14 protein-coding genes are annotated in these 20,372 nt (G+C 38.6%); 8 read left to right on the top strand and 6 right to left on the bottom strand.

The features are described from left to right. The first annotated feature begins 1,112 nt into the window (after positions 1 to 1,112). From ACRD64_RS10750 to ACRD64_RS10740, 3 genes are all read left to right on the top strand, one after another. Positions 1,113 to 3,266 (top strand): T9SS type A sorting domain-containing protein, encoded by a 2,154-nt coding sequence (locus ACRD64_RS10750; RefSeq protein ID WP_430933348.1) that lies wholly within the window; start codon positions 1,113 to 1,115, stop codon positions 3,264 to 3,266. A 215-nt stretch (positions 3,267 to 3,481) separates the two neighbouring features. Beyond that, complete coding sequence (locus ACRD64_RS10745; protein ID WP_430933347.1) at positions 3,482 to 6,415, top strand: glycoside hydrolase family 2 protein; 2,934 nt, start codon at positions 3,482 to 3,484, stop codon at positions 6,413 to 6,415. Positions 6,416 to 6,492: 77 nt separating this feature from the next. After that, on the top strand, positions 6,493 to 8,112 hold the full coding sequence (locus tag ACRD64_RS10740; protein WP_430933346.1) for a DUF4038 domain-containing protein: 1,620 nt from the start codon (positions 6,493 to 6,495) through the stop codon (positions 8,110 to 8,112). 98 nt (positions 8,113 to 8,210) lie between these two features. Here the strand turns inward: ACRD64_RS10740 and ACRD64_RS10735 are convergent, their stop codons facing one another. From ACRD64_RS10735 to purB, 3 genes are all read right to left on the bottom strand, one after another. After that, on the bottom strand, positions 8,211 to 9,362 hold the full coding sequence (locus tag ACRD64_RS10735) for a WD40 repeat domain-containing protein (RefSeq protein ID WP_430933345.1): 1,152 nt from the start codon (positions 9,360 to 9,362) through the stop codon (positions 8,211 to 8,213). A 67-nt stretch (positions 9,363 to 9,429) separates the two neighbouring features. After that, positions 9,430 to 11,250: an ABC transporter ATP-binding protein gene (locus tag ACRD64_RS10730; RefSeq protein ID WP_430933344.1), complete on the bottom strand. Its 1,821-nt coding sequence runs from the start codon at positions 11,248 to 11,250 to the stop codon at positions 9,430 to 9,432. A gap of 82 nt (positions 11,251 to 11,332) precedes the next feature. Next, entirely contained in the window at positions 11,333 to 12,679 is a 1,347-nt protein-coding gene (purB, locus tag ACRD64_RS10725; RefSeq protein WP_430933343.1) for an adenylosuccinate lyase, read from the bottom strand. A gap of 190 nt (positions 12,680 to 12,869) precedes the next feature. On the opposite strand from purB, the gene ACRD64_RS10720 reads away from it, so the two are divergent. The 5 genes from ACRD64_RS10720 (at position 12,870) to ACRD64_RS10700 (ending at position 16,803) form a co-directional block, all read left to right on the top strand. After that, positions 12,870 to 13,661: an EI24 domain-containing protein gene (locus ACRD64_RS10720; RefSeq protein ID WP_430933342.1), complete on the top strand. Its 792-nt coding sequence runs from the start codon at positions 12,870 to 12,872 to the stop codon at positions 13,659 to 13,661. Between the two features lie 74 nt (positions 13,662 to 13,735). Then, positions 13,736 to 15,130: an NfeD family protein gene (locus ACRD64_RS10715; protein ID WP_430933340.1), complete on the top strand. Its 1,395-nt coding sequence runs from the start codon at positions 13,736 to 13,738 to the stop codon at positions 15,128 to 15,130. Between the two features lie 168 nt (positions 15,131 to 15,298). Continuing rightward, entirely contained in the window at positions 15,299 to 15,508 is a 210-nt protein-coding gene (locus tag ACRD64_RS10710; RefSeq protein WP_430933339.1) for a hypothetical protein, read from the top strand. Positions 15,509 to 15,871: 363 nt separating this feature from the next. Continuing rightward, positions 15,872 to 16,114 (top strand): hypothetical protein, encoded by a 243-nt coding sequence (locus ACRD64_RS10705; protein WP_430933338.1) that lies wholly within the window; start codon positions 15,872 to 15,874, stop codon positions 16,112 to 16,114. 110 nt (positions 16,115 to 16,224) lie between these two features. Further along, entirely contained in the window at positions 16,225 to 16,803 is a 579-nt protein-coding gene (locus tag ACRD64_RS10700) for a DNA-3-methyladenine glycosylase I (protein WP_430933337.1), read from the top strand. Positions 16,804 to 16,872: 69 nt separating this feature from the next. On the opposite strand, the gene ACRD64_RS10695 is transcribed toward ACRD64_RS10700, so the two are convergent. The 3 genes from ACRD64_RS10695 to ACRD64_RS10685 form a co-directional block, all read right to left on the bottom strand. Next, positions 16,873 to 17,487 carry a fumarylacetoacetate hydrolase family protein gene (locus ACRD64_RS10695; RefSeq protein WP_430933336.1) on the bottom strand — a complete coding sequence of 205 codons (615 nt, stop codon included), beginning with the start codon at positions 17,485 to 17,487 and terminating at the stop codon, positions 16,873 to 16,875. Positions 17,488 to 17,609: 122 nt separating this feature from the next. Beyond that, on the bottom strand, positions 17,610 to 18,377 hold the full coding sequence (locus ACRD64_RS10690) for an exonuclease domain-containing protein (RefSeq protein ID WP_430933335.1): 768 nt from the start codon (positions 18,375 to 18,377) through the stop codon (positions 17,610 to 17,612). Positions 18,378 to 18,715: 338 nt separating this feature from the next. After that, positions 18,716 to 20,275, bottom strand: a complete 1,560-nt coding sequence (locus ACRD64_RS10685; RefSeq protein ID WP_430933334.1) for a hypothetical protein — start codon at positions 20,273 to 20,275, stop codon at positions 18,716 to 18,718. Positions 20,276 to 20,372 lie beyond the last annotated feature (97 nt).

Below are 20,372 nucleotides of genomic sequence, written 5' to 3'. Positions count from 1 at the left end.
ATTGCAACATATTAAATAATTCACTGGATTTATACTTGACGGACATCAACTGTTAAATCGGATAGGAGAAACGGGATTAGTTTCGGTTTCGACTTTCCTCTACCAAACCCCACTGTTGACTTTCACCACCTAGTTAGTTACCACGAACGGCAGGGAAATAACAGGAAATAGAACTGCGAACATGCAAAACCATTCTTTGTAACCGGATTTCAGACTACACATGCCGAATATATTTACCAGCAGGATATGCGGCAGCAGCCATATCGCTTGATAGCGACCAAAATACAGAAAATGGGAATATCTCAATGAAGAGGGATGATGAAAACAATATCAAAACCATGACTGAAATGGTCAATGGAAAAGATATGAAGCAGGTCGTTTCAAGTGTTAGTTGCGACCACGTTACAATTGCCTGTTTTTATTATAAATTATCCCGGATTATTTATTAGAGGTTCGTAATGAGCATTTAAAATACCTTAAAACAAGGGATTGCTGAACCAAGAATAGTTCGGCTCAGTTACGTTGAAGCAACTCCGTGAAACGTCTTGTTTTGAAGTAGTTGAATTGCGAAACAGGATTTTTAATGCATACGGCAGGTTTATCTAACTAAACAATGCCTTTTGTCAACAAATGAAATAGCATCCAAACTAAATAATAAATATCGTTGGTATAATATTGATGGCATTTTTACCCAAAGTCTTTTAAAAACACAAACTCAATTCACGGGAACGCGATAGCTATTGATAAACATTGTGATATAGCCATAGGGTTAGTTAACTATGGTTTGATATATCACAAAAATGGTTCCTGCTACCGGCGTTGAATTGCCAAGAATTAGAAAAGGTGGACGCTAATATTCTTCGCCATCTTCATCGTACTGAAAAAAACGTATTCCTGAAATAGAAGGAAGGTTACCATTTGATACAGGTGGGAATTTTCCATAAAAAAAAGAAGAGTAGAAACTAAGTAAACGGATAGGTTTGTGATAAAAGAAGGTAATCCAGGGGATTGTTGATCCTTGTATGAAAATGCCCCGTTTAATTTATACAATATTTCAACCTCCCCTTGTCCCTGATAGCTTAACTTTATAACCTATCACAAAAAGTTAAAATATGAAGCTAAATATACTAGTAGGGGCTTTATTGTTATGTTTGTCTGTCAACATAAACGCTACAGATTACTATGTTGCAAAAACAGGGGATGACAGTAATCCAGGAACATTAGACCAACCTTTTTTAACAATTTCAAAAGCAGCGTCTATCATGGTTGCCGGAGACATTTGTTACATTAAGGAAGGAGTATACCGAGAAATACTTAGTCCAACCAATTCAGGTACTGAGGGGAACCCAATTACATATACCACTTTTGAACAGGATAATGTAGTAATAGATGCCACTGAAATACTCGATAACTGGACGAACCATTCAGGAGATATCTACAAAGCCAATACTACCCTGAATTTAGGGGTAGAATACAACGTTTTATTCTGTAATGATAGTATCTTAGATATTGCCAGATGGCCAAATAATGAGGATAACGACAGGTTATCATTCGATGGACACGAAGCAACAGGAGGCTCTGGTTCACATATTACAGCCAATGGACTGCCTTCTGTTGACTGGACCGACGGTTATGTTTGTTATTTGGGGGCCCATTCGGGGATGAGCTGGACCAGGGAGATCACTTCATCTGGAAGTGGTCAGTTTAGCTTTACAGGGGTAGATATTAGCAAATGGCCTTTTAATCCGCACAATCCTACCGTATACAGAAACGAAAACAGAGGTAGGTTTTATTTATTCGGAAAATTAGATGCTCTTGACTATCCGGGTGAATGGTTTTACGATGGTCAAGATCAAACGGTATATTGCATGTTACCCGGTAGAGCGAACCCAGAAGATGTGACGTTAAAAGCAGGTGCTAGGCTTTACACCATGCAAATTAACAAAGATTACATACATGTTGATGGTCTATCCTGTTTTGGAGGAACAGTGGAGGTTAAGGGGAATTATTGTGTTATCAAAAACGGAAAATTCCAAAACTGCTTGCAATCGTTAGATGAACTGGATAATACTGATGCACAAATTGGTAATGCTGCCATAAAGCTTGAAGGGAGCAATATTACTGTAGAGAATAACCTTATTGAATATGGTTCGGGCAATGGAATTTCAATGTTAACAGCCTGGAAAGGAAGTAAAAACTATACCATCCATAACAATGTGGTTCGACATTTTAATACAATAGGAGTTCATGCCAATCCAATACGTTCCAATTGCCCGGGTGCTACGATTACCAATAATACCATTTATTCCTGCGGAAGGGATGGCATTTATACCAGTGGTGCAAATTCAACCGTGGCTTACAACGATGTATTCGATTGCATGAAAATAAATAATGATGGTGGTGTATTTTACACAGTAGGCAATACCGATTTAAAAAACACAGTAATCCACCATAATTGGTTTCACGATTCTTATGGGCCTGATTATGCTGATGGCAGGGCAGCAGGAATTTACCTGGATAACAACAGTAAAGGTTACGATGTGCATCACAATGTAGTATGGAATATTACCTGGAACGGGCTAATGATAAACTGGTACAATACCGACATCAACTTTTACAACAATACAATATGGAAAGCCGGTCATGGTATGGGGCGATGGGCCAACGGTTATAACATGGAAAGAATCAAGGTTTACAACAACTATTCTGACACCAGCTCCGACGGTGCGGAGTGGATCGGAACCAATATTGGGTCAAATATTATCAATGGCAACCAACCATTTGTTTCTGTAGAGGATACTAACTTTGTTCCCTCTGCAGATTCATACTTGATTGATGCGGGCACCGAAGTTGCTGGGATCACAGATGGATTTAATGGCTCAAAACCGGATATTGGCGCATATGAATATGGCCAGGATAGATGGATTGCAGGGGCCGATTGGGCAAGAGAAGTTGTTGAAAAGGATGACCAAGATCCTGATAGTGGTATTTTTAATCTTACCTCCAACCATGGAACTTTAAAAATATTCCCTAATCCTGCACACCACGATTTTAGAATTGTTGTAGAAGAGGTTGTCACCGGAAATGCCCAAATTACGGTGTATGCGATAAACGGAAAGCCAATGTACAACAAAGTGATTTCAGATGCGTACGAGCTGAATAACGAAGGAGTTTATTTTTCAGATTTAAATTTGATAAAAGGTGTTTATATGATCAGAATTTTAGGCAACAGCAAAATTTATGTTGGAAAGTTAATGATTAAATAATTCAAGTATGTTTCTCATATAACGTTAGATTTTAGTTAAAAGCCACTCTTTTATAAAGGTGGCTTTTAAAATATTTTACAGTTATATTAAACGATTATTGATGTGCTTAACCTCCTTTGCAAAGTAATCCTCCCCTTATTTGTAATTAATTTTTAACCCCAAGATTTTTGAAATAGCCATAACTTGAACTCATAAAATAATCTTAATTCAAAATAATGTTTAAAACAAATCTACTTTTTGCTTTGCTTGTTTTGGTAACATCCGTATTTACGCAGAATAAGCAACTACCATATGGTTACCCGGATTCAAACCGAAAAAAAGAATGTATCAACACGGGTTGGAAATTTCATTTAGGAGATCCCGGAGCCAGTTTTTACGCTGAAGAAACCGATGATTCAAAATGGGAAAACATCAGCATACCCCATACGTTGAAACCAACCTCGTTAACCTTGGATTTTTGCAACGATGCAAAAGATCAACCAACTTTCCATAGAACCGTTAGTTGGTACCGAAGAGATATTCTGATAACTTCCGGTGCAGATAAAAAAGTATATCTTGAATTCGAAGGAGCCCACCAAGTTACCGATTTATGGGTAAATGGAAAACATGTGGGTCAGTTTGCGGTTACCGGTTATTCCCCATTTCACTTCGATATCTCTGAATTTGTAGTAAGAGGAAAAGCCAACCAGGTTACCTTATTGGTGGATAACCGAAGAAACGAGAATATACCTCCCGATGCCGGCCCGTTCGATTATGTCAAGTTTAGTGGTTTGTATCGTGATGTTTATCTGGTAGAAACAGATCCGGTACATATCACTTACAACTGGGAAAAAGCCAATGCGGGTATTACCATAACTACCCCCAGTGTTGACCCGGTCAACATGAATGCGACCATCAACATAAAAACATTTGTTCGCAACGAGAATAACACCGCAAAAAAGTGTGAAGTCATTAACAGGGTGATTGATGATAAAGGCATCGTGGTACTCAAGTTGGTTTCGGAACAAAGAGTAGAAGCAGGTGCTGATGTTGAATTCAACCAGATTGGCGGGATCGAAGACAACCTGCAATTATGGGATACGGAAAATCCTTACTTATATCGTGTTAACACCGAAGTAAGCGTGGATGGCAACAGCGCAGATTGTGTTGAAAACAAACTAGGCATCAGGACTTTTAGGTTGGATAACGAATTGGGCTTCATGCTTAACGGAAAGCCGATTGATTTGATTGGTTTTAACCGTCATCAACATTATGGATACCTCGGCGATGCTGTGCCCAATTCTTTGCATTATAAGGACATGCTTCAATTTAAACAGTTAGGCTTTAACGTAATGCGTACCGCTCACTACCCGCACGATAATGCTATTATGGAAGCCTGTGATGAATTGGGCATATTGGTTTACGAAGAAGCACCTACCTGGATTACTATGAACAACACCAAACTCTGGTTCCAGAACCTGGAGACAGCTGCCCGCATAATGGTTCGTAATCACCGCAATCACCCTTCCGTTGTAATTTGGGGTGCAGGTATCAACCATCGAGGTTATGTCCCCCAGGTACACTACGCCATCAAACAAGAAGATCCAAACCGCTTGACCGCATCGCAAAGTGCCCGCTGGACAGGCTGGCAAGCATCAGGTTTAACGGATATCAATGCCAATATGCTTTACGGTCCGTTTGTTTGGGACAGGTCGGAAACCATGCTTGCTATGGAAGGTCATTCTGGGCCAAAGGAAGTAGCCATTCACAAACGCGATCCTAAAATGACTGGAATCATCTCATGGACAGCCCATGCATATTATACCTTCCATCCTACTCATGCCAAATACAAAAGCATGAAGGACAGAACCAGAAGTGGGGCGATGACTATTTTCCGTCAACCTAAAAAAGGACTGCTTTGGTATCCATCGGAAATGAGAAAAGAACCTTATTTGCATATTGAACAGGATTGGAAAAGTGGAACCAAGCAACTAGACGTTTTTTCGAATGCGGATGAAGTAGAATTATTCATAAATGGAAAACCGTTTATGAAACAAAAGCCTTCACGCGATTCTGTTTATTTCGGGTTAGATCATCCTCCTTTTCATTTCACAATATCCAATTATGAAGATGGAGAATTAAAAGGAGTTGGATATAAAGATGGCAAAGAGTATGTTTCAAAAACAATACGCACACCTGAAAAAGCCAGAAGCCTTCAGCTAATTATTGATACGGTTGGCCGCAAATTCGAAGCGGATGGTTCAGATATTTTAGTGGCTTATGCCAGGGTGTTGGATAAAAACGGAACCTGGGTAAAGGATTCCATTGGAGAGGTAAAATTCTCCATTGCGGGTCCTGCTGCAATTTATGGTGATGATGCCGACATAAATGCCAACCCTATGTTTATTGAAACAGGAGAAGCACCAGTGTTAATTCAAGCGGGAACAACCCCCGGTGAAATAAAGCTAACAGCCAAAAGCAAAGGTTTAAAATCAGCTACAGCCACATTCTATTCCGTTGCTAAAGAGAACGATATGATACTTGCCAACGCTAAACCCATATACGATTTCGAAAGAATAAGGGTTGATATGGGCGCTAAAGACCAGTTGATTCAATTTGGCTGGATACCTTGGAATGCTGAAGACAACAAACCATCTTCTATTCAATTGGATGCCTTCGGAGGCATTGATGCCAGTATTAAAACAAATTCGTCCAATGGAGTACTTCGCTGGTTGGGCGAGATGAACGTGATTGGGAAATACGGTTTTGCGTATGGTGAGGGTGTAATCGGCATCGACAAAGAAGGTATAACTCTTGAGTTTGCTCAATTACCCAAAGGAACTTATAAACTGACCACCTGGCATCATGCCCCGCGCACAAACAGCGACCTTATGGATACCAATGTAGATAAACTCAAAAAGCTACAAATCCATAAATTGCCGTATGGCAAAGAAATCAGCATTGAGACGGGGGGCTCCTCTGAACTTGTTAAAGCTAAAACGACAGAAGGTAAAGACATGCAATTTGTTCCTGCTGCAACAGCTGAAACCATTATTGTTTCAGATGGAACAAACCCGGTAGCAGTTGTGTTTAAAGATGCCCAAAGCAACAAAGGGGTTTGGTTAAATGCCTTTGAACTATCCGAATGGTCATCAGACATTAGTCAATAGTTAATCAGTCATTGTTAAAAGTAAATTCACCATTGAGCGCAGGCAATAACCAATGACTTTTAAAATTTTATACGTATATGAGAAAAACAATAATATTCCTAATAATTTCTTTTGGAGTGCTATTACACCCATCAAAAGCTGAAATTTTAAAAACCAACTATTCTTCGAGAAAGATGACCTCCATTAAAAAATGGGAAGTTATCGACATCGCTTTCAAAGGCAAATCCAAAACACCTTTTGTAACCGATTTTTACGCCACTTTCACTTCCCCTTCAGGTAAAAAACAAAAAGCACCCGGCTTTTACAATGGAGGTAACGAGTGGTTGCTTCGTTTCTCTGGTTCCGAAACTGGAACCTGGAGTTATATCACCACATCGCAGGTGAAATCATTAAACGGTAAAAAAGGAAATATAACCATTCTTGACAAAACTGCAGATGGTGCAAAAGGAGGCATTGTAATCCCCGAAAAGGATATGCGTCATTTTTACTACGAAGATGGTTCTCCTTATTTTTTGATGGCTTTTGAATGCGATTGGCTCTATGCTTTGGATTACCATAACGAAGAGGGGTTACCTAAGACCAACCATCTTTTAAATCTGCTTCAACAAAATGGATTAAACCAGGTAGTGATGAACGTTTTTTCGTTCGACGTAAGTTGGAAAAAAGATGAATTATTGTTGAAACATCCCGAGCACGAATTTGGTGGCCCCAAAAATATCTTCCCATTCTTGGGGGATAACAAAAACCCTGACTATTCCTCGTTAAATGTGGACTTCTTTAAAAAATTTGACCGTACAATCGATCTAATGAACCAAAAAGGAATCATATCTCACCTGATGATTTACGTTTGGAACAAGCTGGTAGCCTGGCCGGAAATGAATTCCGAAGCTGATAATATGTATTTCGATTATGTGGTGAAACGTTATGGAGCCTTCCCCAATATCATGTGGGATGTTTCAAAAGAGGCCTTGTTCTACGGTAGGGCTGATGACAAATATATATTGGAACGAATTGAGCGACTGAGAAACGCCAACTACTTTAAACGTCTGGTAACAGTTCATGATTATGGTTTCTGCAAGCGCCATCCTGAATCTGTGGACTATATTTCACGCCAGGATTGGACTTATGCTTTGTACACTAACATGCTTAATGATTTTAACAAATACAAAGACAAACCTGTTTTCAATATTGAGCATGGCGGCTATGAAGAATCTCCTTATGTGGTTTTCCCTGGCAGTTACATCAGTGCCGAGCAATGTTTAAAGCGTAATTATCAATGTGCTTTTGCAGGGGTTTATTCTACCTACTATTGGCAAGGAACATCGTGGAATGCAATAATATATAATCCTTTTGAGCAGGAAGATAGTTTCTATAAGCCAAAATTCGAGTATTTTAAACACATGACTCAGTTGTTTACGGATTACCCATTTGGCGCGTACAATCCTGTACCCTGGCATAATCAGGCAGGTTACTGTTTAAAACACAAGGATAAAGAGGAATATTTAAACTATGTACCCAAAGAAACCTACCAATATCGAAAAGAATATATGTTTAAGGATAAAAAGCCAGTATACTTTAAGTGGTTTAATACTTTAACAGGGGAGTATTCACAAGAGACTAAATTCGATAAAAAACAGGAGTTTATCAGTCCTTGGTATGGCCAGGCTGATGCAATATTGATTACATGGAAGTTGTAAGATTTAAAGAGACCATTTTTTTTGTTAAAAGATGGTCTCTTTAGTTTGCCTTTACTATCATTATACACCACCAAAAAATATTGTCCCCAGCAGAACCCTCAATTACCAATTACAAACGTTTTCTGCAGTTCAAGATACTTTAGGTAATATTTATCCCGTAATTGAGATTTCAGTTTTTCGGCCCTGGCCTTTCTGGCTTTAAAGCCATCTTTCGGTTCACCCTTCTTTCTGGGCAAAACCAATTTACTTGCTGTAATTTCGGTGCCAATCTCTTTCCCAAAATAAAAATCCACAAATACTTTATCGGGGACAGACCATTCAATAATATTTCCTTCCTTATCGCACGAGTAAAACCCATCTCCTTTGGTATTCCATGCTACATCCAGCACAGGAAATTCATGGTACACATATGTATGTATTTTTTCTCCGGTTGCAATATTAAACAGTCCGATGGTATGATCAAATGACGCCATTAGCAGGTATTTTCCATCTGGACGCACTTCTATGGAACTAATAGGTTCGGTGTGTCCCAGGTACATTTTGATTGGTTCACCGGTTTCTGCGTCCCAAAGCCTGGCATTCCCATCATGCGAGGCCGAGATAATATGATTGTTTTTGTTTACAAATTCGAGGCACGAGATGGGGCGAGAGTGTGCCAACATCAAATGTTTTCTTACCGCAGAATCCGTATGCCATATTTCAATTGAGCTATCCAGTGCCCCAGTAGCCACTAACTTGTTGTCATTGCTTATTGCAACGGCTATAATGCTTTTTTTGTGGCCTGTTTCTACCGTTTTTATGGCTTTAAGCTGAGAAGCATCCCAATAACGATATTTTTTATCGTACGAAGATGCCACAAAAAAAAACTCCCCGGGCGTATAATCGCAAGATGTAATGTTGGTATGCGTTCCGGTGTATATTTTTTCCGGCTTCTCCCCTCCTATTTTCCATAATTTGATGCTTCTATCTCCAACGGAATAAAAAGTATTCTCTACCGCAGAAAATTTTACGCTGATCACTGGTTGATAATGTGCCTGGACTTCGAAAACTGTCTTTTTGCTCGCCAAGTCATACACTGCAACCAATTTATTTTCTGCGCCAATCAACAGTTGGGTATTATCCCTATTAACATCGATGGTGTTGGTTCTATATTCACCTTTTTTAATTAGATCCACGAAATATTCGTCATCCTGCGCCCAAACCATATTTGCAGTGCATAGAAGTACGAATATTACAAAAAGGGTTTTCATCCTAACTCAAATGGTTTTAATGGCTTTAGATTTCAAACTCAGATTAATAAAAAGACAAACATGGCCATTACCTTACCTGCAACTGATGCAGTTTACTATACGTACCTCCATTTTGCAACAGTTCTTCGTGCGTTCCTTTTTCCACAATCTCACCTTCGTTAAATACACAAATCAGGTCTGCATTTCTAACAGTTGAAAGCCTGTGCGCAATCACAATGGAGGTTCGTGAGCTCATCAGGTTCTCCAATGCCTCCTGCACCAGTTTTTCAGATTCTGTATCTAAGGCAGAAGTAGCTTCATCTAAAATCAGGATATCCGGGTTTTTTAACACGGCACGGGCAATGCTGATTCGCTGCCGTTGACCGCCGGAAAGTTTACCACCCCTATCTCCCACCAACGTTTGATAACCATTTTCGGTAGCCGAGATAAAATCGTGTGCATTGGCCACTTTGGCAGCCTTTTCCACCTGTTCCTGTGTCGCATTTTCTACTCCAAAAGCAATATTGTTATAAAAGGTATCATTGAACAGAATAGCTTCCTGGTTTACATTTCCCATCAACCCGCGTAAATCGTGCACCTTCATATTTCTAATGTCAACACCATCAATGGTTATGCTGCCTTCCTGGATATCGTGAAAACGTGGCAATAAGTCCACAAACGTAGTTTTACCCGATCCCGACTGACCAACCAAGGCCACCATCTTACCTTTTTCAATGGTCAACGAAACACTCTTAAGCACCTGGTGCTCGTTGTAGCCAAAACTTACGTTTTTATACTCTATTTTTTTATGGAAGGCTTTTACCTCTTCGGCCCCATCTTGCTCCATTATTTTATTGTCGGCCAATAAAATTTTATCGATACGTTCCATGGCAGCCAATCCCTTTTGGATATTAAAAAATGCCGTGGAAAACTGCTTTGCGGGATTAATGATTTGATAGAATATACCTAAATACGCAATAAATGCGGCCCCATCGAAAGTAGCGTTTTCACCAGTGGCGATATACGAGCCAAACCATACTAGTATTACAACCACAATAGTACCCAGAAACTCGCTTAGCGGATGTGCCATCACATATCTGCGACGCACCTTGTCCATAATCTTTCTATAGTCTTCCGCTTCTTCCTCGAAACGTTGTATCATTTTTTTTTCCGCATTAAAAGCCTTAACAATGCGCAAACCCCCAACGGTTTCCTCAATGGTTCCTAATATGCTCCCCATCAACGACTGCGAAACCCTGGACTTAGATTTTAACGACTTGCCCGTTTTTCCGATAATCCAGCCTGCTATTGGCAACATTACGAACACAAAAAGAGTTAGCTGGTAACTAATGCTAAGCATAAAACCAATGGATACAATAATGATAATCGGATTCTTTATAAACATATCCAGCGACGACATGATTGAATTCTCCACCTCGGTAACATCACCCGTTGCACGTGCCATTACATCGCCCTTTTTTTCATCGGAATAAAACCCTAGTGGCAATGCAATCAGTTTTGTAAAAATCTGCATACGGATATCTTTCACAACACCGTTTCGAATAGAAACCGTCTGGTGCGAAGCCAAATAAGCAAAGCCAACTTTTAACAGGGTGGCAAAAAGTAACAAGGCACCAACAAAAGGCATTACCGACATCATACCATACTCGTTCTTAAATTCGGTAACGTAGTAATAAAAGTTATTCACCAACGCATCCTGAGTAAGTTCCCAGGCAACCAAATCACTCACCTCTTTGGTTTTATCAAAAAGAACCTGAAAAATGGGGATTGAAAACAACATGGCCACACTCCCAAAAATGGAATGCAACACGTTAAATATTAATGTCAACACCAGATGGTGTTTATAGGGAGGGATAAATCTTTGTAAAACTTTAAAAAAATCCTTCATTCTTGAATTTATGCATTAAAAAAAGTCAGCTGCTAAAGTAACTTTAACACAGCTGACTTCAAAGAAAATTGTTCCGAAACGCTTACATTCCGGTATAAGATTGAGGAGAGATAGAACGAAGTTCGTCCTTGATATCCTCCGAAACGTCTAACGTATTAATGAACTCGGCAATGGTTTTAGCATTTATTCCTTCGTTGGTGCGGGTTAATGCTTTTAATGCCTCGTATGGGTTTGGATAGGCCTCGCGACGTAAAATAGTCTGAATAGCCTCCGCAACCACAGCCCAATTGTCTTCCAAATCTTGCTGTATGGCAACTTTATTCAACAATAGTTTACCCAAACCTTTTTGTAACGATTTGATAGCAATTACGGTGTGGGCAATAGGCACCCCAATGTTTCGTAGCACTGTTGAATCCGTTAAATCACGTTGCAACCTGGAAACCGGTAATTTAGCCGACAGGTGTTCGTATATTGCATTGGCAATACCCAGGTTACCTTCTGCATTTTCAAAGTCGATAGGGTTTACTTTATGTGGCATAGCACTGGATCCCACCTCTCCTTTTTTAATCTTTTGCTTAAAGTACTCCATCATGATGTAAGTCCAGAAATCTCTGGAAAGGTCCAGCATAATGGTATTCAGGCGTTTTAAATTATCAAAGATAGCTCCTAAATTATCGTAATTCGAAATCTGCGTGGTATATTGCTCCCTATCTAATTTTAAAATATCGTTCACAAAATGGTTTCCGAAATCAATCCAGTTTATCTCCGGGTAAGCCACTTTATGCGCATTAAAGTTTCCTGTTGCACCGCCAAACTTGGCCGAACAAGGAATGCCTTTCAACAATGACAATTGTGTTTTTAAACGATCCACAAAAACCATCATCTCCTTACCTAAACGCGTTGGCGAAGCAGGCTGACCATGTGTTTTGGCTAACATTGAAATTTCTTTCCATTCCTCGGCCAATTCTGCCAATTGATCGATTAACTCTTCCAGCAACGGATAATAAATATCGTTAACGGCATCTTTCAACGAATAAGGTATAGCCGTGTTGTTAATATCCTGGGATGTTAAGCCAAAGTGAATAAACTCTTTGTACTTCTCTAGTTTTAGAACATCAAACTTTTCCTTGATAAAATACTCAACAGCCTTAACATCATGATTGGTGACACTTTCAATTTCCTTGATCCGTTCCGCATCTTCCAATTGAAATTCCTTATAAATTTTCCTTAAATCATTATAAAGCTTTTTGTCAAATTCAGACAACTGCGGCAATGGTTGCTCACAAAGTGTTATAAAGTATTCTATCTCAACCAATACACGGTATCTGATTAATGCATATTCCGAAAAATAAAGTGCCAACCCATCCACTTTACTTCTATATCTTCCGTCGACCGGAGAAATTGCCGTTAATAACTGTATGTCCATCATCAATATTTATATTTTAAGCTGCAAAATTAGCAAAATTTGGGTAACGGAAAATTAGAACTTTATGATGAAGTTTAAAAAGGTTTTAAAATTCAATTTTTTATTCCGCCTTCCGGGTCAGTTTTCTTTCTTGTAGCTACGTTTTGCCAAATCATATTCTTTAATAATTTTGTAGGGAACTAAAACCGCTAAAATGACTTTTAAAAAGGGATTCGCATTAGGGATAAATAGCTATTCACGGGCGTTTAATTTTCTTAAAAAAAATAGGTTGACCTGGTATTTTCTGTTTCCTCTATTGCTTAATATTGTATTATTTATTTTGGGATATACTTCCACTATGAATTTAAGCACCAGATGGTTCGTTTATGTTACCGATTGGATCAAGATGGATAGTTGGGAATTCTGGGGATCGGGCTTTTTAAGTTCCACCATCGAATTCGTTATGTTTATCGTGATTCGGATCATGTTCTTTTTAATGTTTGCCTTTATTGGCGGATACATTGTTATCATACTCCTCTCACCCGTATTTGCATTTCTCTCCGAAAAAGTGGAAAGCATTTTAACAGGGGAAGATTTTCCCTTCAACTTTAATCAATTGATAAAAGATATATGGCGGGGCGTACGATTGGCGCTTCGAAATTTGGGGGTAGAGCTGCTTTTAACAGTGGCATTATTTACACTAAGCTTTGTTCCTATTGTAGGATTTTTTACCGGATTAACTTTGTTTTTTATCTCCGCGTATTTCTATGGCTTTTCTTTTATCGACTTTTCTTTGGAACGAAAAAGAATGGATATCACCGAGAGTGTTGCCTTTGTGCAAAAGAATAAGGGCCTGGTAATCGGTAATGGAACGATTTTTTCGCTGGTATTGTTAATCCCATTTATTGGAGTACTCATTTCCAGTTTCGTGTCAATCGTTAGTGTAACAGCAGCCACTATTTCCATAACCGAATCGATGATCAACAAAGATTTAAACGCTTCATAAATAAAAAGTGATTATTATTCTTTCATTGTTCTTAAAATAATTACTTTTAATTGAAGAAACTTAATAGAATTAAAATGAAACGACTCACATATATTATTGCACTTTTTCTTGTTGCGACGGTAACTTTTTCCCAGAATGATACTATTCCGAATCAAGCCATTGTGTACAAGTTTGATATCAAGCGCGAGATCGGAAGCACATCATGGATTCATACCCAATATGCCTTTGAAGAAGCCAATGATATAGGCGCGGACATGATTCTTCTCCATTTGAATACCTACGGAGGCCAGGTAGTCTTTGCCGATTCCATCCGAACAAAAATATTGAACAGTAAAATTCCGGTTCACGTTTTTATAGATAACAATGCGGCCTCGGCCGGAGCACTTATTTCCATTGCTTGCGATAGAATCTTTATGCGTCCCGGCGCAAATATTGGAGCGGCAACCGTAGTCAATCAGTCAGGTGAAAAAATGCCCGACAAATACCAGAGTTACATGCGCTCCACCATCAGAGCCACAGCGGAAGCACATGGTAAAGACACTATCGTTACGGGAACAGATACCACTTATGTTTGGCGAAGAGATCCGCATATTGCAGAAGCCATGGTGGACGAAAGCATCTATATCGCAGGAATAATAGACACAGGTAAAATACTGACATTCACCACCCTTGAAGCTATTAAACATGGTTTTTGTGACGGCACGGCCGAAAGTATAAATGATGTAATTGAAAAACTCGGATATCGTGAATTCCAGATTATCACCTACAAACCTACGTTTTACAGCGGCCTGAAAGGATTTCTGACCAATCCTATTTTTCATGGTATTTTAATATTGGTGATTATTGGAGGATTATATTTTGAGCTTCAATCTCCGGGTGTAGGTTTTCCGTTGCTTGCATCGGCCATTGCAGCCGTACTTTATTTTGCACCTCTGTATATAGATGGCCTGGCTGCCAATTGGGAGATTATCCTGTTTATCATTGGTGTGGTCCTGATTGCACTGGAAATATTTGTGATTCCCGGATTTGGGATTGCAGGTGTTTCAGGAATAATCCTTGTGTTTACAGGTCTTACCTTAAGCTTAGTAGACAATGTAGTGTTTGATTTTTCTAATGTACCTGCAAAAGAGTTGTTTATGTCACTCATCATTGTATCCGCCGGAACGTTTCTTGCCTTTATTGTGGGCATCCCATTGAGTCAAAGACTATTCACTACCGGACCATTGGCTAAGGTTGCCTTACAGACCACCCAGGATATGGATCTGGGTTATATCAGCGTAGATGAGGAACCTCAAAACCATGTTGGCTCAGTCGGAATTGCTCAAACTACATTGCGCCCTTCGGGAAAGATAGAACTGGACAATGAAGTATACGATGCTGTTGCGGAGATCGGGATGATAGATAAAGGAGAAAGAGTCAAAGTTATAAAATATGCGTCCGGTCAATTATATGTTGTCAGGGACGTTTAAAAAAACAGCTTTAACAAAAAATTGTTTGGGGTTGATAAAAAATATTGAAAAAAAAATTTAAAAACAAAACTTTTTAATGTAGATTCGAGTAATATTTATATAGAAAATTGACTAATTTGAGAATCGTAATATAATACACGTACAACATAAAGTATAGGAGGATTTGTTATGAAATCGAGAAAAGTTGAAACAAGAAAACCTAACGTTTCTTCATATGAGGATTTTGAAGAAAAAAAAGGAAATCGTCCTAGTCCTGTTAACAGAAACAAGACTACGAAAATCCAGGAAGAGTTAGCCGATGACTTCGGAGAAGTTCTCGGGGAAGGTTTTCATGGTTTGGATGATGACTATTACTTTGATGAAGAGGATTTGTATTAACAGATGATCACATCAAAAAGCAGAAGGTTTACCCTAAAATGCTTTCTGTAAGTCATGAAACTGACCATTTTAACAAGATACCGGATGAAGATTTCAACCGGCTTAAAAAGACTCTTATCCCATATTGGTCTTAAGGCTAAATATACCCGCCATTGTGAACTTTGGCACACCCGACTCAATTTATTTAACATTCCAAATTATTTTTATTCTTATACTTTTAACCCGAAAATTATTATTTTGAACCGAGCATATTATGCTGATTTGGTTACTTCAAATAACACTTTAGAATTGTATTTTATAAATCGGCCTCACCCGGCCCCAATATATAAAGGGTGATTAGTGAAATTTAGTGGCTTAATTATTATGAAATCAAAACAGAATTTTAATAAGAAGAGTGGTAAGCGCTCCGCTAATAATGAATTTGATGACAAAATCGGATTAAAACCGGTTAAATCTAAATCAGGAAAAATCAGCAAGAAAATTTCTATTTACGACGATTTGGATGATGATTTTGATGAAAACGATCTTGAAAATCTTGATTATGACAAAGTAGACTTTGATTTCGATCAAGATTTTGAAATAGAGGACGAAGACGATGAGTATTAGCAGGAGCTGGTTTGTCTCCAAATAATATTCATTGTATAAACTGATGCGGAACAGCAAGCCCTAACTTGGCCAAGCCAAAACCAAGCAGGACTTGCTGTAAATTAATTGCTATGGACAAACACGAAACGTGTCAATGGGGTACCACATCCGAAATAATGCTACAATATCACAATACGGAATGGGGTGTGCCCGTACATGACGATCGTAAACTATTCGAGTATTTAATACTCGATGCTTTTCAAGCCGGCCTATCTTGGAGTACAATTTTAAATAAACGGGAAAACTTCAGGAAAGCTTTCGATCATTTTGATTGGAAAAAGATAGCTCTTTATTCGGAAAGTAAGGAAGCAGAACTGCTTCAGGACAGTGGGATTATACGTAACAAACTCAAAGTAAAAGCGGCCATAACCAATGCCCAAGCTTTTATGAAAGTAATTGAAGAGCATGGTTCCTTTGATGCATATATCTGGCGTTTTGTTGGTAACAAACCCATTGTTAACCAGTTTAAAACCATGAGCGATATCCCTGCCGTTAGCCCTGAAGCGGAAGTCATGAGCAAGGATCTTAAAAAAAGAGGTTTTAAGTTTGTGGGCCCCACCATTATTTATGCCTTTATGCAAGCTGCCGGCATGGTCAACGATCACATTATCAACTGCAAAAGACACGAGGAGGTAAAAGCATTATATTAGAAAATCGAAAAAACAACAATGTCAATCCATGATTGTCATTAAATTGCAACAGACAAGATATTACTATTATCATTTAATCAAGAAATCCATCATTTTTTCATTTTCGAGGAAAACTTCGAAGCGCTCACCTATATTTACTTTTCCAACACCAGCAGGAGTGCCGGTATAAAGCAAATCCCCAATCTTAAGGGTAAAGAATTTGGAAACATAGGCAATAATGTCATCCACCTTAAACAACATATCCCCGGTATATCCTTTTTGCCGTTCTTCCCCGTTCACCAGCAACTTAAAATTCAGGTTTTGAATATCTTTAAAGCGATGCTTCGATATAAAGTTTTTAGAGATACCAGCCGACCGGTCAAATGCTTTGGCCCGCTCCCACGGCAATCCCTTGGTTTTTAATTTACTTTGTAAATCGCGTGCGGTAAAATCAATGCCCATGCCAATTTCCTCATAATATCTGTGTGCAAACCGGGCAGCAATATTCTTACCCAGACGATTTATTTTAACCACCATCTCTGTTTCGTAATGAAACTCTTCCGCAAAGTCGGGCACAAAGAAAGGTTCGTTGTTTCGCAGCAATGCAGTATCCGGCTTTAAAAAAATAACCGGCTCTTCAGGAACTTCGTTTCCAAGTTCTCTGGCATGATTGACATAATTGCGTCCAATACAAATAATCTTCATTACAATATTTGATCACTAGATTTTTAGATAAGATATGACAGATATGTCTACAAGGCTAATTCACATTAGTCACACTCAAATTACCAATACTCATTTAATTTGAAACATAAAGAACCAACCAATTACCTATTAAACGCTCTTAATTTAATATTGGTAAATACTTTTTTGGTGTAAAGCGGAAAGTCACCTTGCATTATCCAACCGTAATACCCGGGGTCCGTATCTAAAACATCTTTAACTTTCCTGCCTTTGTGCTTTCCAAAGTTAATACATTCGTCTCCGTCCTCATCAAACACCAATCTACCCGCAAAATCTGCATGCTTGTTGTAGGAAGAGAACTCGGCCAAATAATCAATATCATTTTTCAAATCGGGATACCTGTCCAACTGAGCCTTAAGCACTTCATAGGTAGCACGCGTGTCTGCCTCGGCACTGTGTGCGTCCTCCAATTCTTTTGCGCAGTAAAACTTGTATGCGGCTTCTAAAGTCCTCTTTTCCTTTTTGTGAAAAATGGTTTGCACATCCACAAATTTCCTTTTTTTCATTTCTATATCTACACCGGCCCTGATAAATTCTTCGGCCAACAATGGAATATCAAATTTATTGGAGTTGTATCCTCCCAAATCACATCCCTCAATAAACTTAGCCACTTTTTTTGCCACTTCTTTAAAAGTAGGACAATCTTTTACGTCCTCATCATAAAAACCGTGAATCTCAGATGTTTTTTTGGGGATATGCATCTCGGGATTAATCACATACCGTTGTGTTTCTTCCGAACCATCCAGATTGATTTTTATGGCGGCCAATTCTACAATTCTATCAGTAGATACGTTTATTCCGGTAGTTTCTAAATCCAGGAATACTATGGGATTCTTTAAATTAAGCTTCATTCTTACAATTAAAAAAATTAAGTACCAAGTATTAAGCCGCAATACTATTACATCTCTTTATACCTGACACTTCCAATAAATATAAACTGCCTGATTCATAAATTATCTGATATATGAATTTCATGTACGGTAATCCCGACAGCAAACAAGTAGGATTAAGCACAAAAATAAAGGAAATGTAGTTGTATACAACTTTTCCCCCAATAATTCAAGAATTATTTCTGTCTCCGACAGCGGCTAAGCCTCAGTAAAAACTTTTTTTTAAAGTTTCACTTCACCTAGGTCAGGGTTAAACTGAACTTGATTCTTGTGAAAGTAGATATATGAATAGTTCAGGTTCACTTGCTTTCTTTTTCCGATTTCGACTTTTTCTTTGGCAAAATAAATTCTTTATCCTGCGGTATATTATCAAACCATGCTTCCGGGATATTTAAGGGAGTTGAAAGCAACAACGAGTCTTTGTTATAAAAATTTAGCAAATACTTTCCTGGCTCTAGAGCAATCGCAAATTTAGCTGAATCTGCAGATGAGGCGTATCGGCCGACCAAATCACCGCTGATAGAATCATGTAACGCTGCCCTTAAACTATATGGGGGTACTATGTTTCCGGAATCAGTTTGTAGACTAGCCTTACAACGCAAAATCATATTCGGCGCACTATGCTCGTTAAAAACCAACTTATAAATATCTCTTTCCCCGTATCCTTCTGGCCGTATTGCCGCTACGTAGGCATACCTTGCGCCATTGGTGTGCGTAATGGTATAATTGTCATAAGCATCATTGACAGGATATCCCAGGTTTATCGGTTCGCCCCATTCGTTTTTATCTTCATCCCAATCGGAATAAAATAAATCATACCCTCCCATTGAAGCACTTCCGTTGGAAGAAAAATACAAGCGCTTTCCATTTTCGGTCAATACCGGAAAATCTTCGTTTGCCGGGGTATTAATTCTTCCTGGAACTGCTCTTGCTGCTCCATACGCTCCATTAGGTAATTTTAACACATAAAAAATATCCGTGTTACCGGTTTCTGTTTCGCCTACAAACAATAACGTGTCCGTTGATGAAGATTGCCAAACACCAAAAGCGCCTTTCTTTCGGCTCCACCGGTCATCAAAAGGTTCCATTCTTGAAAATTTATTGTTCCCAAGATAGCTGGCGTACCCTATTTGTTCTATCCAATCCCTATTATGGTGAATAAAAAGGGTTTTACCATCTTTTGTTAATCCGGAAACAATTTCATCGTAACCTGAATTAATGGAACTACCGATGGTTTTGGCTTTGCTCCATTCTAAATTATGATTCTCGGAAACACAAATATTATAATAATAAATGCCAATTTTTGAATGGTAACGCTTGTTGTTGGAGTACATTAAAAGTTTATCATTTCCAGCAACCATGGGATTCAGCTCGTCCTTATCAGTATTTATTTTTTTTCCAACATTGATAAAACTAACATCTACAGGCTTGTTTTTGTAGGCCTGAGCATTGATTAACCACTCAGAATACTGTTGAGCCTCCTTGAATTCTTCCGAGTCGGATTTTGTCTTCTTTTTAACTTCCTCAAACTGTTCTAACGCTAATCGATATTTATCGGAGTAAAAAAGTGCTTTCCCGTACATCAGTACATCTGGTACCGATGGATCTTTCTTGACCAATTCAGTAGCATAGGGCAAGGCAAGCGCCCTGTTCAGGTTTGATTTTAAATAGGAATCGGCTAACTTTGCCAGCAAGTTCTCATCATCGGGATTTTTCTTTAGTTCCCTCTCAAAACCTTTGATAGCCCTATCGTAAGTCTTCAACTTATAATAATAATTTCCATTTTTGCTTTTGCTCTGTGTATGCACATCTTGCATCACCACAAATAATAATAACAACCCCAGTAGAAACTTGCCCATATACCAAATAGTTAAATTCGGTAACTAAAATATAATGTTTTACGCTAAGGTCATTAATTAATCAGAATTATTTTGAGCTCCATGTAATTTAGTATCA

The organism is Saccharicrinis sp. 156 (assembly GCF_050589685.1).
Taxonomy (GTDB): Bacteria; Bacteroidota; Bacteroidia; order Bacteroidales; family Marinilabiliaceae; genus Saccharicrinis.
Note: the sequence above shows the minus strand (reverse complement) of the source record. Positions and strands in the feature narration are given on the sequence as shown.